The sequence below is a fragment of the Dactylosporangium vinaceum genome, from assembly GCF_019904175.1.
Taxonomy (GTDB): Bacteria; Actinomycetota; Actinomycetes; order Mycobacteriales; family Micromonosporaceae; genus Dactylosporangium; species Dactylosporangium vinaceum.
The window spans coordinates 1,654,850-1,668,869 of sequence record NZ_CP061913.1; the positions used below are offsets into that span (position 1 = coordinate 1,654,850).

Annotated in this window: 16 protein-coding genes and 1 pseudogene; 11 read left to right on the plus strand and 6 right to left on the minus strand. The window is 72.2% G+C overall.

The annotated features are described in order from the left end of the window. Positions 1-4 precede the first annotated feature (4 nt). Together Dvina_RS07215 and Dvina_RS07220 are read right to left on the minus strand one after the other, a co-directional pair. Positions 5-910, minus strand: coding sequence for a phosphatase domain-containing protein (locus tag Dvina_RS07215; RefSeq protein ID WP_223101567.1), 906 nt, complete (start codon positions 908-910; stop codon positions 5-7). After that, complete coding sequence (locus Dvina_RS07220) at positions 907-1,980, minus strand: RNA ligase (protein ID WP_223101568.1); 1,074 nt, start codon at positions 1,978-1,980, stop codon at positions 907-909. The genes Dvina_RS07215 and Dvina_RS07220 overlap by 4 nt, the downstream gene beginning before the upstream one ends. A gap of 175 nt (positions 1,981-2,155) precedes the next feature. Between Dvina_RS07220 and rpmE the strand changes: the two genes are divergently transcribed. From rpmE to Dvina_RS07240, 4 genes are all read left to right on the plus strand, one after another. Continuing rightward, positions 2,156-2,389, plus strand: coding sequence for a 50S ribosomal protein L31 (rpmE, locus tag Dvina_RS07225; RefSeq protein WP_223101569.1), 234 nt, complete (start codon positions 2,156-2,158; stop codon positions 2,387-2,389). Positions 2,390-2,493: 104 nt separating this feature from the next. Further along, on the plus strand, positions 2,494-3,588 hold the full coding sequence (prfA, locus tag Dvina_RS07230; RefSeq protein WP_223101570.1) for a peptide chain release factor 1: 1,095 nt from the start codon (positions 2,494-2,496) through the stop codon (positions 3,586-3,588). A 91-nt stretch (positions 3,589-3,679) separates the two neighbouring features. Beyond that, a complete protein-coding gene (locus Dvina_RS07235) occupies positions 3,680-3,970 on the plus strand; it encodes a hypothetical protein (RefSeq protein ID WP_223101571.1) in 291 nt (96 codons plus the stop codon). Positions 3,971-4,160: 190 nt separating this feature from the next. Then, entirely contained in the window at positions 4,161-4,304 is a 144-nt protein-coding gene (locus Dvina_RS07240) for a hypothetical protein (protein WP_223106267.1), read from the plus strand. On the opposite strand, the pseudogene Dvina_RS07245 reads toward Dvina_RS07240, so the two are convergent. Together Dvina_RS07245 and Dvina_RS07250 are read right to left on the minus strand one after the other, a co-directional pair. Further along, positions 4,288-5,037, minus strand: a pseudogene (locus Dvina_RS07245) (IS5 family transposase). The gene Dvina_RS07240 and the pseudogene Dvina_RS07245 sit on opposite strands and share 17 nt — an antisense overlap. 381 nt (positions 5,038-5,418) lie before the next feature. Then, entirely contained in the window at positions 5,419-6,954 is a 1,536-nt protein-coding gene (locus tag Dvina_RS07250) for a GGDEF domain-containing protein (protein ID WP_223101572.1), read from the minus strand. Between the two features lie 40 nt (positions 6,955-6,994). Between Dvina_RS07250 and prmC the strand changes: the two genes are divergently transcribed. From prmC to Dvina_RS07270, 4 genes are read left to right on the plus strand one after another with little or no spacing between them, the layout of a single operon-like run. Then, entirely contained in the window at positions 6,995-7,867 is an 873-nt protein-coding gene (gene prmC, locus Dvina_RS07255) for a peptide chain release factor N(5)-glutamine methyltransferase (protein WP_223101573.1), read from the plus strand. Positions 7,868-7,876: 9 nt separating this feature from the next. After that, positions 7,877-8,521, plus strand: coding sequence for an L-threonylcarbamoyladenylate synthase (locus Dvina_RS07260; protein ID WP_223105378.1), 645 nt, complete (start codon positions 7,877-7,879; stop codon positions 8,519-8,521). An 8-nt stretch (positions 8,522-8,529) separates the two neighbouring features. Beyond that, on the plus strand, positions 8,530-9,519 hold the full coding sequence (locus Dvina_RS07265; protein WP_223101574.1) for an L-threonylcarbamoyladenylate synthase: 990 nt from the start codon (positions 8,530-8,532) through the stop codon (positions 9,517-9,519). A 32-nt stretch (positions 9,520-9,551) separates the two neighbouring features. Beyond that, positions 9,552-10,100: an arsenate reductase/protein-tyrosine-phosphatase family protein gene (locus Dvina_RS07270; protein ID WP_223105379.1), complete on the plus strand. Its 549-nt coding sequence runs from the start codon at positions 9,552-9,554 to the stop codon at positions 10,098-10,100. Here Dvina_RS07270 and Dvina_RS07275 read toward each other — a convergent pair. Beyond that, positions 10,027-11,361 carry a DUF2867 domain-containing protein gene (locus Dvina_RS07275; RefSeq protein ID WP_223101575.1) on the minus strand — a complete coding sequence of 445 codons (1,335 nt, stop codon included), beginning with the start codon at positions 11,359-11,361 and terminating at the stop codon, positions 10,027-10,029. The two genes, Dvina_RS07270 and Dvina_RS07275, sit on opposite strands and share 74 nt — an antisense overlap. A 43-nt stretch (positions 11,362-11,404) precedes the next feature. Here Dvina_RS07275 and Dvina_RS07280 point away from each other — a divergent pair, with 43 nt between their 5' ends. Together Dvina_RS07280 and Dvina_RS07285 are read left to right on the plus strand one after the other, a co-directional pair. Then, complete coding sequence (locus Dvina_RS07280; protein WP_223101576.1) at positions 11,405-12,652, plus strand: serine hydroxymethyltransferase; 1,248 nt, start codon at positions 11,405-11,407, stop codon at positions 12,650-12,652. Then, positions 12,652-13,044, plus strand: coding sequence for a hypothetical protein (locus Dvina_RS07285; protein WP_223101577.1), 393 nt, complete (start codon positions 12,652-12,654; stop codon positions 13,042-13,044). Before Dvina_RS07280 ends, Dvina_RS07285 begins: the two co-directional genes overlap by 1 nt. 73 nt (positions 13,045-13,117) lie before the next feature. Here Dvina_RS07285 and Dvina_RS07290 read toward each other — a convergent pair whose 3' ends face one another. After that, positions 13,118-13,558, minus strand: coding sequence for a hypothetical protein (locus Dvina_RS07290; protein WP_223101578.1), 441 nt, complete (start codon positions 13,556-13,558; stop codon positions 13,118-13,120). 229 nt (positions 13,559-13,787) lie between these two features. Here Dvina_RS07290 and Dvina_RS07295 point away from each other — a divergent pair, with 229 nt between their 5' ends. Further along, entirely contained in the window at positions 13,788-14,003 is a 216-nt protein-coding gene (locus Dvina_RS07295; protein ID WP_223101579.1) for an AtpZ/AtpI family protein, read from the plus strand. Positions 14,004-14,020 lie beyond the last annotated feature (17 nt).

Consider the following 14,020-nt stretch of genomic DNA (forward strand, 5'->3'; position numbering starts at 1 on the left):
CGTCTTAAAAGTCGCCCTCGGCCACCTGGAACACCGTCAGGCCGAGCGCCCGCCACATGCGCACGACCTGCTGGCGGTCGTCGAAGACGCCGATGACGTGGTACCGGCTGCGGATCTCCTTCTCGAAGATCTCGGCCTTCACGACCGAGTCGCGGCGCACGTCGCCGAACTGGCGCATGAACAGCGCGCGGTACGGCACCCCGACGTGCTCGGCCAGCCAGGCCTCGGTGGCCTCACGGGAGTCGTCGCTGCGCCCGGAGCAGAACACGATCTCGTGGCCGGCCGCGTGCATGGCCCGGACGGCGGCGATCACCGGCTCGTTGGGGCGGTCCTCGCCGACCCGGGACATGTCGTAGGGGCTGCGGCCGTTGAAGAGGGCCACGGTGCCGTCGATGTCGACAAGGACGGTGCGCGGCGCGTCCGGCGGCGGCTCGTAGTTGACGCCGGTGGTCTCCTCGATCACCGGCAGGGGGAGGGGCAGGGCGCGGCCGGCGAGGTACCGCTGGTGCATCGAGCGGATCGCCTCCTCGCCGACGTGCCCGTCGCCCGTGCGCTGGGCGTCGCGGCGGATGCACTCCTCCACCGGCACGTCGGTGAAGTCGCGCACGGTGAAGTGGGCGCCGCAGCGGGCGGCGATCTCGGCGAACTCGCGCACGACGCGGCTGCGCAGGTTGGTGTCGTCGCAGACCACCGACGCGCCCGCGCGCAGCAGCGCCTCGACCGCGGCGTGGTGGGCCACCGTCACCTCGCGCTCGGCCCGGCCGCGCTGCTGCTCGTCGGCGACCCGGCCGCCGTGCATCATGCGGCGCAGGTCGTCGCGGTTGACCCGGGTCAGGTGCGGCTGCTCCTTGGCCCAGGTGGTCTTGCCCGACGCGGGCAGGCCACGGGTGATCGTCAGGGTCGCCGTCACGCGGCCTCCTCGTCGTCGCGCGGTGTGCTCACCGCGGGGCGTACCTGCTGCCAGAGCAGCGGGGTGTAGTCCTTGTCGTCGAGGCGCAGGAACAGGCACCCGCGCCGCGGGCTCCCGGCGACGGCCAGCGCGAAGTCCTTGCGCGTCCAGCCGGCGGGCAGGGCGGCGACGACGCCGGCGTACTCGCGCTCGACCGCCGCGGCCAGCCCCTCGACCTCGGCCCCGAGCTGGGCCGCGATGCCTGTCGCCCAGGCGTGGAACTCGTCGGGCAGCGGCTCCAGCAGCTCGTCGAGCCGGCCGGCGAGCAGCGCCTCCCACACCACGCGGGCGTTGAGGCCGGTGACGATGCGGTGCAGGCGGACGTACTCGCTGTACTTGATCTTCAGCCGCGCGTCCGACGCTGTGAAGTGCACCACCAGGCCCTCGCGGTTGTCCCGCGGCGGCGCGGCCAGGGCCTCGGCCAACGTGGCGTACGCGAACGTCTCCACCACGGGCCCCGGCCAGCCCGGCACCGCGGACGGCCCGTGACTGCGGCCGGTCGCGATGTCCACCGCGCCGAGCAGCACGAGATCGTCCAGGTCGCCGTAGTCCAGGACGATCCGGTTCTCGGGATAGATGATCTCGAAGAGCGGGGTCAGCCCGGCCGGCGGCTCGAAGCGATGGGCGTACCGCGAGCGGAACACCTTCGTCGCGTGGCGCGCCTGGTCGGAGTCGAAGGAGCCGCGGGTCGCCACCGCCCAGCCGTCAGGCGTCGGGAAGAGGATCCCGAGCGAGCCGTCGGCCTTGTCGGTGACCGTGACCGGCCCGTCGAGGTCCAGGTCGGGGGCGCCCGGCTGGCCGTGGTTGAAGAACTTCGCGAACGGCCGGGCCAGCACCCGCCCCTCGGCGGACACGACGAGCCCGCGGCACGCGAGTGTCGCCGCGTTCCACACGCCCTCGTACTGCGTCTTCTCCGTGTAGTTGTGGATCAGCAGCGGCAGCGAGGGGTGGGTCTGGGTGCGGATGTACCCGCCGGTGACCATGTCGGCCAGCAGCTTCGGGTCGCAGAGTTCGTCGATGTGGAGGCTCATAGCGCCGATCAGCGTAAGCGAGCCGCGCTCGGGAATGCAGTCGGTTTAGTCGGCGTTATGCAGGCCGGTTGGGTCACCAGGGCACGCTCATGGCAGACTTGACCGACGGCCAGACAGGTTCCGGTTCACGTCCACGCGACGACCCGGCGACCGACGAGGGAAAGGACCAACGGCCATGAAGCCGGACATTCACCCGCAGTACGCGACCACCGAGGTCACCTGCTCCTGCGGCAACTCCTTCACCACCCGCAGCACCGCCAAGGGCGGTCAGATCCACGTGGAGACGTGCTCCGTCTGCCACCCGTTCTACACGGGCAAGCAGCGCGTGCTCGACACCGCGGGCCGGGTCGCGAAGTTCCAGCAGAAGTACGCGAAGGCCGCGGCCAAGAAGGCCGAGTCCGGCAAGTAGCTGCGCTTCCGGCGCCCGCTCCGCGCCTCCTCCGGGAGGCTGCGGGCGGGCGCCGATTTCGTGTGCCGGGACTTTTGCAGGAGCTTTCGCAACCAGGAGGGGACATGACCGCCGACAACCGGCTCGCCACGCTGTTGGCGGAGTACAACGAGGTCGAGCAGATGCTCGCCGACCCCAGCATCCACGCTGACCAGGCCCTGGCCCGCAAGACCGGCCGCCGCTTCGCCGAGCTGTCGCCGATCGCGAAGACGTCCGGCGAGCTCGACCAGGTCCGCGCGGACCTGTCGGTGGCGCGCGAGCTGGCCGCCGAGGACGCCGCCTTCGCGGCCGAGGCCGACGAGCTCGAGGAGCGCATCCCGGTGCTGGAGGGGCGGCTCGCCGAGCTGCTCGCACCCCGCGACCCCAACGACGCCAAGGACGTGATCCTGGAGGTCAAAGCGGGCGAGGGCGGCGAGGAGTCGGCGCTGTTCGCGGGTGACCTGCTGCGGATGTACCAGCGCTACGCCGAGCGGCACGGCTGGGCCACCGAGATCCTCGACTCGCAGGAGTCGGACCTGGGCGGCTACAAGGACGTCGCGATCGCCATCAAGACTCGCGGCATCCCCGACGGCGGCAACGGCGTCTGGTCCCGGCTCAAGTGGGAGGGCGGCGTGCACCGCGTCCAGCGCGTGCCGGCCACCGAGTCGCAGGGCCGCATCCACACCTCCGCGGCCGGCGTGCTCGTCACCCCCGAGGTCGAGGAGGCCGGCGACGTCGAGATCGACCAGAACGACCTGCGCATCGACGTGTTCCGCTCCTCCGGCCCGGGCGGCCAGAGCGTCAACACGACCGACTCCGCGGTGCGGATCACCCACCTGCCCACCGGCATCGTGGTCTCCTGCCAGAACGAGCGCTCGCAGCTGCAGAACAAGGACCGCGCGATGCGGATGCTGCACGCGAAGCTCGTCGCCCTGGCCGAGGAGCAGGCAGCGGCGGCCGCCGGAGACGCGCGCCGCTCCCAGGTCCGTACGGTCGACCGGTCCGAGCGCATCCGGACGTACAACTATCCGCAGAACCGCATTTCGGACCACCGCATCGGTTACACGGCGTACAACCTCGACATTGCTCTTGGCGGTGAGCTGGACAGCGTCCTGGACGCCCTGGCCGACGCCGACCGCAAGGCCCGCCTCGCCGGCGAGGACCAGCTCAGCCGAGGGTGACGGAGGTCTAACGCCGATGTCACATCCCGGAAATGGTGCAGGGGCACGCTGGGTTCCGGTAGCGTTTCGCGCGAGCGAGATTGCACCCAGCGTGATCGCCACCACACTCGTCTCCGGGAAAGGCAGGACCGCCATGCCGTCGACGTCGTCCGCCGTGGACATCTCCGCCGCCCCCCGCGCCGTGGTGAGCACCGCCGCCGAGCTGATCTACAAGGTGGGCCGTTCGGTGCTGGGCGCCGACCGCGTCCCGACGGCGAAGGCGAACGCCTGGGCGGCGGTCTGCGCCGACCAGGAGCGCGCCCGCATTCGCGAGGAGAACGCCCGGATCATCCTGGCGCCGGAGCTGTTGACGCGCGGTAGTCGTACCATCATCAAGGCGTGACATAAGATCGTCAGATTTGAATGGCCGTGGTAAGCTAGGTCAGGGATAAAACGGGGCGGCCGGCCGACTCCAGGCTCGTATTCGGCCGTTGCGGTTCGTCCGTCTTGTTGTGCCGCTACTCCCGGCTCGTCTCGTCTCGGGTCGTCTCGGGGTCGGGTCGTCGCCAGCCGGTCCATCGCCACCGGGTTGAGTGCCGATCGATGTCGACCAGTGGTTCGATCTTGGCAAGGATGGGCTGGAACGCGGCTTCCTGCTGGTGAACATGGTTGTTGTTCGGCGGGAGACGTACGGTCGCTGGCTAGGGTCTGTGCTGCCGATCATGAAAGCCACATGATCGCGGCGATGGGCAGCCGGCTTGCTTGGTAGATGGCGGCGCGTTTGGCGTAGCGGGTGGCTAGGTCACGCCATTGCTTGAACCGGTTGAAGCAGCGGTCCGCGACGTTACGCCGCTTGTACGCGACGCGGTCGAAGGCCTAGAGGTCGGTGGGCGCCCACCGTTGCTGCCCTTGGCGGCGCGGCGGGCGACCGCTGCCATAGCGCGCGGCGTGTCGAGTCGTGGGCGTAGCCCTTGTCCGCGATCGGCAGGTCCGGTCGCTTGCGCGGCGCACCAGGCTCGGTCGGGTTGATCGCGATGTGGTCCAGCAGCGCTGGCAGTTGCGGGTTGTCGCCGGCCTGACCTGGGGTGAGCAGGATCGACAGCGGCCGGCCGTGGCCGTCGACGGTCAGGTGAGGCTTGGTGCTCAGCCCGCCCCGGGACCGGCCGATCGCCTCACCGATCTGTGCACTCACCGCCGGGCCGGCGCGATGACCGGCTCCTGTAACGAGTCGACACTGACCACCCAATCCACCGGCTGGCCGTCGTCATGGACCTGGACCGCGGTCAGGATCCGCTACCAGGTGCCGTCAGCGGTCCACCGCCGCAGCCGCTCATGACAGGTTTTCCACGGCCCATACCGTTCCGGCACATCGCGCCACGGCGAGCCGGTGCGCAGCTTCCACAGGATCCCATTGATCACCTGCCGGTGATCACGCCATCGTCCCGAACGCGACCCAGCCTCTGGCAACAACGTCCGGCAGTTTTAGACCTAGCCGGCGGCATGCGGCGGCGAGTTTTGCAGGAAGCGTATCCTCCGCGCTCGGCCGGTCTAAGCGTGGTCGCGGCTGTCGGTGTCGTCGGCGGTGATCGTTTCGGCCCGGGTCGCCTTGGCCTCGGCCTCAGGGGCGGTCTCGGCGTTGTTCGGGTCGGACGGATGCTTCCATGGCCCTCGACTGCTTCTTCGGCCCTCGACGCGGTGGCCGTGAGCAGGCCGTAGATGGTCGTGAATGGTCGCGAACGCCACGGCTGCGCGCGGCCCTGCGCGGCGGCAAAGTGGCTGCTCGGCTTGGGTGTAGGCGTCGGGCGGTGGGCGGCGAAGGGCACAGCAGGGCGGGGACGGGCGGGTGTGAGGTCAGGACGCTGCGCGGGGGCGGGGGGTTTTGGCCCTCAGCATGGCGTGGTCGGCGGCCTCGAAGGCTTCGGCCACGGTTTGGAAGTCCTCGCCCGACAGGCCGGCCCAGCCGATGGTGACGCCGACCGGTGTGCCGGGTACCAGGGACTGCCAGTCCTCGCCGGCGACGGCGGCCTCGATGCGGCGGGAGATTTCGCGGGCCTCGCCGGGGGCGGTTGTCGGGAGGACGACCACGAACTCGTCGCCGCCGTAGCGGGCCACGAAGTCGCCCTTGCGCATGACGCGGTTCAGGACGCCGGCCACGCGCTGGAGGACCAGGTCGCCCGACAGGTGGCCGTGGATCGTGTTGACCTCCTTGAAGCCGTCGAGGTCGCAGACGCCGATCGCGGCGTGGTTGCCGGCCGCGACGAGCTTCGTGATGTGCTCCTCGAGGTACCGGCGGTTCGGCAGGCCGGTCAGCGGGTCCGTCTGGGCCTCGCCGCGGTGGAAGTCGACCTTGCGGACCAGGTCCTCGTGGTCAAGCAGCGCGGCCACACCGTCGACGAAGAGGTCGCGGAGCAGGTCGAGCTGGGTGTTGGCGGCGCGGTAGGCGAGGCGGTCGGCGTGGTACGCCGAGCGGTAGTCGGCCGCGCCCAGGTGGGCCAGGGCGCGCAGGCGGGGCAGCTCGGCCGGGCCCAGCGAGTCGTCGCTGACCCGGGCCGTCTCCAGGCGGGCCACGGCCTCGATCGGGCGGCGCTCGGCGATCGCCTGGCAGGCCAGGCCCAGGGTGCGGAAGTCGGCGGCGCGGCGCGACGGGCCGGCCGACTCCAGCAGCGGCCACGGGTCGACGTCAAGCGGGGCGCCGCCCAGGGTGCCCAGGCGGACCAGGGCATACCCCATCGCGCCGCGGGCGATCGGGCGCAGGCGGCCCACCTCGTCGTCGGCGACGCGGCGCACCAGGTCGGCGCCGATGTCGCGCAGGATGCGCAGGCAGCCCTCGCTGTCGCCGCGATGGTCGAGGTCGACGGCCAGGCGCAGGCGGATCTGCGGCGCGGCGAAGTCGGTGCCGGCCGTGGGCACGCCGACCTGCACCGCGACCTCCCGCGCGCGCTCCACCGCGCTGAGGGCGTGGCCGTGGAAGCCCGTGTACGAGTACGCCATCGCCAGGTTGTGCCAGCCCCACGCGGTCGTCTCGCTCAGCAGCTCGACCGCGTTCAGCGCGCGGGAGCCGTGCACGAGGGCGCGCACGCAGCGGTCGAGGGAGCCCGCCCGCAGCGCGACGATCGCGGCGAGCGCCTGCAGCTCGCCGTACTGCCCCGGGTCCTGCAGCACCCGCGCCGCTCCCAGGCCCGCGTCGAGCGCCGCCGCGTACTCCTCCGGCCGCCCCAGGTTGATGAGCGTGATGAGCCGCAGCTTGAGCGCCTCGACCCGCTCGGCCGGCGAGACCGACGCCTGGCTGCCCGCGAGGACGCGCTCCACGAGTGTCAGCGCCTCGTCGAGGCGGTCGTCGAAGATCAGCCGCCGGGCGCGTATCAGCGCCGACGAGTGGTCGCCCACCGGCCTTCGCCCCCCTTCCAGCGCGCCCCATGATTATGAGGTGCACCGACTCGAAGATGTCACGCCGGAACGCGAACTGCCCACGCTTTCCACGTCCCTCACCGCGGCGACCGGCGAGCTGGCGTCGGCGGGCGTGGCCTCGCCGCGGGTCGATGCCGAGCTGCTCGCCGCGCACGTCCTCGGCGTGCCCCGGTCCCGCCTCGTCGGCAAAAGCCTCACCCGGGAGCAGCTGGGCATTTTTCACGATCTGGTGCAAAAGCGAGCGCTGCGAGTACCGCTGCAGCATCTGATGGGGACAGCGCCGTTCTACGGCCTGGACCTGGCGGTGGGCCCTGGGGTCTTCATCCCGCGCTTCGAGACCGAGCTCCTGGTCGAGTGGGCCCTGCAGCAGCCGGCGACGACAGTCGTCGACCTGTGCAGCGGCTCGGGCGCCATCGCCGTGACCATCGCCGCACGGCGCGCGGACGCGACGGTCGCCGCCGTCGAGCGGTCCGAGGCGGCCTTGGTCTGGCTGCGGCGCAACGTGGCCGCGCTGGCCCCGCAGGTCCGGGTCGTGAAGGGCGACATAGCCGATCCGGGTGTACTCGCAGAGCTCAACGGCACCGCCGACCTGGTCCTGTGCAACCCCCCGTACGTCCCCGAGGCCGCACCCGTCGACGTGGAGGTGGCCGAGCACGACCCGCGCGAGGCGGTGTTCGCCGGCCCCGACGGCCTCGCCCTGATGCCGGCCGTCGCGAGGACCGCCGCGCGCCTGCTGCGCCCGGGCGGGCGGCTCGGCATCGAGCACGACGACACCCACGGCGAGACGCTGCCCGCCCTGCTCCGGGCCACAGGCGACTTCGACGGGATCGAGGACCGCCGCGACCTGGCGGGACGCCCGCGGTTCGCGACCGCGCGGCGGGTGGCAAACTAGCTCCTCGTGATGCTCTACGACTGCAGCGTCCTCGCCGAGCGCGAGCGCGGGATCGCCGCCGCCATCGAGGCGGTGGGGCGCGGCGACCTCATCGTCATGCCGACCGACACCGTCTACGGCATCGGCGCGGACGCGTTCAAGTCCTGGTCCGTCACCGCGCTCAACAACGCCAAGGGCCGCACGACGCCGGTGCCGGTGCTCGTCGGCTCGCGGCACACGCTCGACGGGCTGGTGTTCGGGCTGCCCCAGAGCGCGCGCGACCTGGTCGACGCGTTCTGGCCGGGCGCGCTGACCATCGTGGTCGAGCATGCCCCGAGCCTGCAGTGGGACCTGGGCAGCACCGACGGCACTGTCGCGGTCCGCATGCCGCTGCACCCGATCGCGCTGGAGGTGCTGCGCGAGACCGGGCCGATGGCCGTCGCTTCGGCCAACAAGGTCGGTCAGGCGCTGCCGCAGACCGCGGAGGAGGCCCGCGACCAGCTCGGCTACTCGGTGAGCGTCTACCTGAGCACGCCGGCCGAGCTCGACAACGTCACGAGCACGATCGTCGATGTGACGGGCCCGACCCCGCGCGCGCTCCGCCTGGGCAGCATCGGCCTCGACCAGCTGCGCGAGGTCGCCCCCGACATGCAGGGCCCGGCCGAGCAAGGGTGAGCGGCGCGATGGCGGCCTTCGCGAAGACCGGTGCCCACGAGGGCCCCGGGCGCATCGTCGCGGCCGACGCCGAGGGCATCCGGCGGGCGGCGGAGCTGTTGCGGCGCGACGCCGTGGTGGCGTTCCCGACCGAGACCGTCTACGGGCTCGGCGCCAACGCCCTGTCGGCCGCGGCCGTGGGCGAGATCTACCGGCTCAAGCGCCGCCCGGCCTGGAACCCGCTCATCGCGCACGTGCCCGGGCCGGACGAGGCCCGGGCGCTCGTCGACGAATGGCCGGCGACCGCGCAGGATCTGGCCGATCGCTTCTGGCCGGGCCCGCTCACGATCGTCCTGCGGCGCTCACCCGCGGTGCCCGCCGCCGCGGCCGCCACGACCGAGCTGATCGCGATCCGGGTCCCGGCCCACCCCGTCGCGCTGGAGCTGCTGCGGGCGTGCGGCCTCCCGCTCGCGGCGCCGAGCGCCAACCGGTCGGAGAGCGTCTCGCCGACGACCGCCCAGCACGTGCTGCGCAGCCTGCCCGACGTGCCGCTGGTCCTCGACGGCGGGAGCTGCCGGCTCGGCATCGAGTCGACGATCGTGGACCTGTCGCGGCCGCGGCCGCGGCTGCTGCGCCCCGGGGCGCTTCCGTTGCGGGCGATCCGCGCGGTCGTCGGCGAGGTCGACCTGCCGCCGTTCGACCTCGACGGTGCGGTCAGCGCGCCCGCGCCCGGGATGGCGCGCCGGCATTACGCCCCGCGGGCCCGCCTCCTGATCCAGGACGAGCTGGACGTGGCCGCGGCCGCCCGCCCGGTCGGTGTGCTCGCCCATCGGACGCCGGCGCCGGTCGCCGACCACGTGGAGCTGCTGCCGAACGATGCGGCCGGGTACGCGGCCGACCTGTACGCGGCGCTGCACCGGCTCGACGACGCCGCCGTGGCCACGATCCTGGTCGAGCGGCCACCGCCCGGCGAGGACTGGATCGCCGTGCACGACCGGCTGAAGCGAGCGGCGGCGTGAAGGCCGCCCCGTTCAGCGTGCTCTGCGTGTGCATGGGCAACATCTGCCGGTCGCCGATGGCGGAGCGGCTGCTCGTCGCCGACGCGCTGGCGCTCGGCGGGACCGCCGACGACCTCTACGTGCACGGCGCGGGCGTCGGCGGCTGGCACGCCGGGGAGCCGATGGACGCGCAGGCGGCCCGGCAGGTCGTGGCCCGGGGCGGCGACGTCGCCGGGTTCAAGGCGCGCAAGCTGCTGGCCGAGCACGTGGACGCCTCCGACCTGGTGCTGACCGCGACGATCGAGCAGGTCGACTACGTCGCGGAGCTGCGCCCGGACGCGTCCGCGCGCACGTTCGTGTTCGGCGAGTTCGGGCGGCTGATCCGCGACGTCCGGCTGCCGGGCGACCTGGCCGATCCGTACGCCCGCGGCGTCGCCCTCGTCGAGGCGGCCGACAGGCTCAGGGCGGGGGAGCCGGCCCGCGACAGCGACGAGCTCGACGACCCCTGGGGCCGGCCCGACTCGTACTTCAGCCGCGTCGCGGACGAGATCCACGCGACGACGCGGCCACTGGCGCAGGCACTCTTCGCACGACAGCGGTAGCCATCCGCCCGAAGACCCACCGGTGCAGCGGCGCGACGGCCCGCCAGTACAGGTGCCCGGCCAGGCCCTGGGGGCGGAACACGACCCGCTGCTCGTAGACGGTGCGCTCCTCCTCGTCGACGGCGCACCACAGCTCCAACCACGCCTGCCCGGGGATGCGCCGCTGGAGCCGCAGCCGGACGACCTCCTCCGGCACCACCTGCTCCACCGCCCACGTGTGCCGGTGCGCGGCGTCGACGGTGTCCTCGATGGCCAGCCAGAGCCCCTGCGGGGTGCCGTCGACGTAGTGGGCCCGCTCGTCGCGGTACGCGGTGGCGCCGGACCACCGCGGGTCGCTCGGGAGCGGGTCGCTGGGCGCGGCGCCGGACCAGTGGGTCTCGACGTCGGCGTCGCGGATCCGGCGCAGGGCCAGGCGCACGGCGGCGTCGAAGCCGGTCAGGCCGTCGTGGGGGTCGGGGACGTATCCCGCGATGTCGTGCTCGGCGCAGACGGCGGCCCGGCACAGGCCGCCGACGAGCGGCCGGGCGACGCGGCCGGGGAGCGGGGTGACGAGGCCGATCCAGTGCGACGAGAGGGCCGGGGCGGCGGCGGCCACGGGCACGAGGACCCGCCGGGGCAGGCCGGCGATCCGGGAGTACCCCTGCAGGAGCTCGTCGAATGTCCGCACGTCCGGCCCGCCGATGTCGAAGGCCCGGTTCACCGGGGGCGGGAAGACGGTGGCCGCGGAGACCAGGTAGCGCAGCACGTCGCGGATCGCGATCGGCTGGACGCGGGTGCGCATCCAGGCGGGCGCGAGCATGGCCGGGTGCCGCTCGGCGAGGTGCCGCAGCAGCTCGAAGGAGGCCGACCCGGAGCCGATGATCAGCCCGGCCCGGAACACTGTGGCCGGCACCGCGCAGCGCAGGAAGATGTCGCCGACCTCGCGCAGCAGGGGGCCGCCGAGGTGCACGATCCGGTCGACACCGGCCGCCTCGGCGGCGATGGCGAAGTTGAGCGCGCTGAGCCGGTCGGCGTCCTCGAAGTCCTCGCCGCCCTGGGCGTGCACGAGGTAGTACGCGACCTCGACGCCCCGCAGCGCGTCGGGCAGCCCGGTGTCCTCCAGGACGTCGCCCTCGGTGATCTCCACCCGGCGGGCCCACGGGACGTCGCGCAGCCGGCGTGCGTCGCGGGTCAGGCAGCGGACCTCGTGCCCGGCCGCGAGCAGGCGCGGGACCAGACGGCCGCCGACGTAGCCGGTCGCACCGGTCACGAGACAACGCATGACTTCATGCTTACCCTGCGCAATCGGCCCCTAGACTCATTTCATGGCCGACACGTACTGGGGGCCCGACTTCGACGCGCTGCGGGAGACCGATCCCGAGATCGCCGACGTCGTCCTCGACGAGCTGGCACGCCTGCGCGGCGGGCTCCAGCTGATCGCGAGCGAGAACCTGACCTCCCCGGCGGTGCTCGCGGTGCTCGGCTCCGCGCTCACCAACAAGTACGCCGAGGGCTACCCCGGGCGCCGGTACTACGGCGGCTGCGGCGAGGTCGACCGGGCCGAGGCGCTGGGCATCGAGCGGGCCAAGGCCCTGTTCGGCGCCGAGCACGCCAACCTGCAGCCGCACAGCGGGGCCGGCGCCAACCTGGCCGCCTACGCGGCGCTGCTGATGCCGGGCGACACCGTGCTGGCCATGGAGCTGCCGCACGGCGGGCACCTCACCCACGGCAGCAAGGTCAACTTCTCCGGGAAGTGGTTCGACACCGTCGGCTACCCGGTGCGCAAGGACGACGAGCTCATCGACTACGACGAGGTCCGCGACCTGGCGCTGCAGCACCGGCCCAAGATGATCATCTGCGGGGCCACCGCGTACCCGCGCCTCATCGACTTCGCCCGCTTCCGCGCGATCGCCGACGAGGTGAGCGCGTATCTCATGGTCGACGCGGCCCACTTCATCGGCCTGGTCGCGGGCGGGGCGATCCCGTCGCCGGTCCCGCACGCCGACGTCGTCTGCGCCACGACGCACAAGGTCCTGCGCGGCCCGCGCGGCGGCATGATCCTGTGCCGGGAGGGCCTGGCCCAGCGCATCGACAAGGCCGTGTTCCCGTTCACGCAGGGCGGCCCGCTCATGCACGCGGTCGCGGCGAAGGCGGTGGCGCTCAAGGAGGCGGCCCAGCCCGCGTACGCCGACTACGCCCGGCAGGTGATCGCGAACGCGCGGGCGCTCGCCGCGGGGCTGGAGGGCGAGGGGATGCGTCCGGTGTCCGGGGGTACCGACACCCATCTGGCCCTCATCGACCTGCGGGCGCTGCGGATCACCGGTCGGGAGGCCGAGGAGCGCTGCGACGCCGCGGGCATCACGCTCAACAAGAACGCCATCCCGTATGACCCGGAGAAGCCGATGACCGCGTCCGGCATCCGCGTCGGCACACCGTCGGTGACCACGCAGGGCATGAAGGAGCCGGAGATGCGGCGGATCGCCGCGCTCATCGCCGCGGCGGTGCGGGGCGAGCCGGTGGCGGAGCAGGTGCGCGAGCTCACGGCGGCGTTCCCCGCGTATCCTTCCCCGTGATGAAGAAGCGGCTGAACCATCTCCCCGCCCAGCTCCTCGCGATGGTGATCGTGCTGGTGGTGACCGTCCCAATCGCGCTGTGGCGCGACGGCGGCACGGGTGCGGCCGCCGATGTGGCGGGCGTGGCGCTGGTGACGCTGAGCTATGTGGTGTCCAGCCTGGTCATCGCCTGGACGGACCTCAAGAACCGCCAGCTGCTGCTGCCGGTGGCGCTGGGGACGTACGTCATCAAGTTCACGATCATCGGCCTGGCCATGTGGGCGGCGCTCAACACCGGGTGGGCCGGCCTGCCGTGGATGGGCGTCGCGGTCATCGTGGCCGTGATCGCCTGGATGACCGCGCACGCCGTGTGGGTCTGGCGCGCCAAGATCCCCTACGTCGAGATCCAGTAGGAGCGCGGGACGCGGAGGGTTCCGCCGCCCGCACCCGCGCTCGCCAGGTCGCCGGCCGCCGCGTGGCCGGGTGTCACCGGCACGGATTGCGACGCTCCGGGCCCAGCGCCGAGCCGGTTCGACCGCCGTTCACCGACCATTCCGCAGCTGTTCGATATGCGCCGTCGGCACAGGCCGCCGAGACCTGCCGGCTCCGCTGAGCTGCGGGTACGGAGCGCAACGTCTCGCCCTTCGCCGCGGTGAAGGTCTGCTCGGCGACGGATTTCCAGCCGGCATCGGTACTGTGCTGCAGCCGGACCGTCAGCGCGAACCGATCGGGGCCGGGCGGGTCGCAGTGGAACTGCGCCGCGGCGAGCAGTTTTCCGCTACTCTCGGTGACACGCTGCGGTGATATGGAGCACAGTGTGCCCGTGATTCCGCTCACGGGCCGTGGTGTCTGGTCGCGGCCGGTCTTCGTGACGACGACGGCCGCCAGAATCAAGAAGAAAGCGATGACGGCGTTGCGCAAGGTCATCACCCCTACACGGAGGGTTAAGCTGGGACATTCAGCTAACGCCCAGGGGGTGACCGTGCGCAACATTCACTCACGAGTCAGTCGTGTAGTTGACCCTCCGTGGGCATTCGGAGGAGTAGCGTTGTCGACCGCCGGTTGATGGCCCCGGCCCGATAAGCAACCCCCGCGCGATGAGCACGCGGGGGTCGATGCACGGGTGCTCCCGGCAGGCTGATATGGTCACCGCGTCATGGCGGACAACCAGACACCCAAGCAGTCCGGTGCGGCTGGCGCCAACACAGGTTGGGCCGCCGTCGGATACCTCATCTCGGGCATTGCCGTATGGGGCTTCGTCGGCTGGCTCATCGATCGTTGGGTCGGCTGGGACGGATACGCCACCGGAGCGGGATGTGTCATCGGCGCGGCCGGCGGCATTTATCTCGTCGTCAAGAAACTCGGCGCCTGAGTCGGTGGCATCGACAT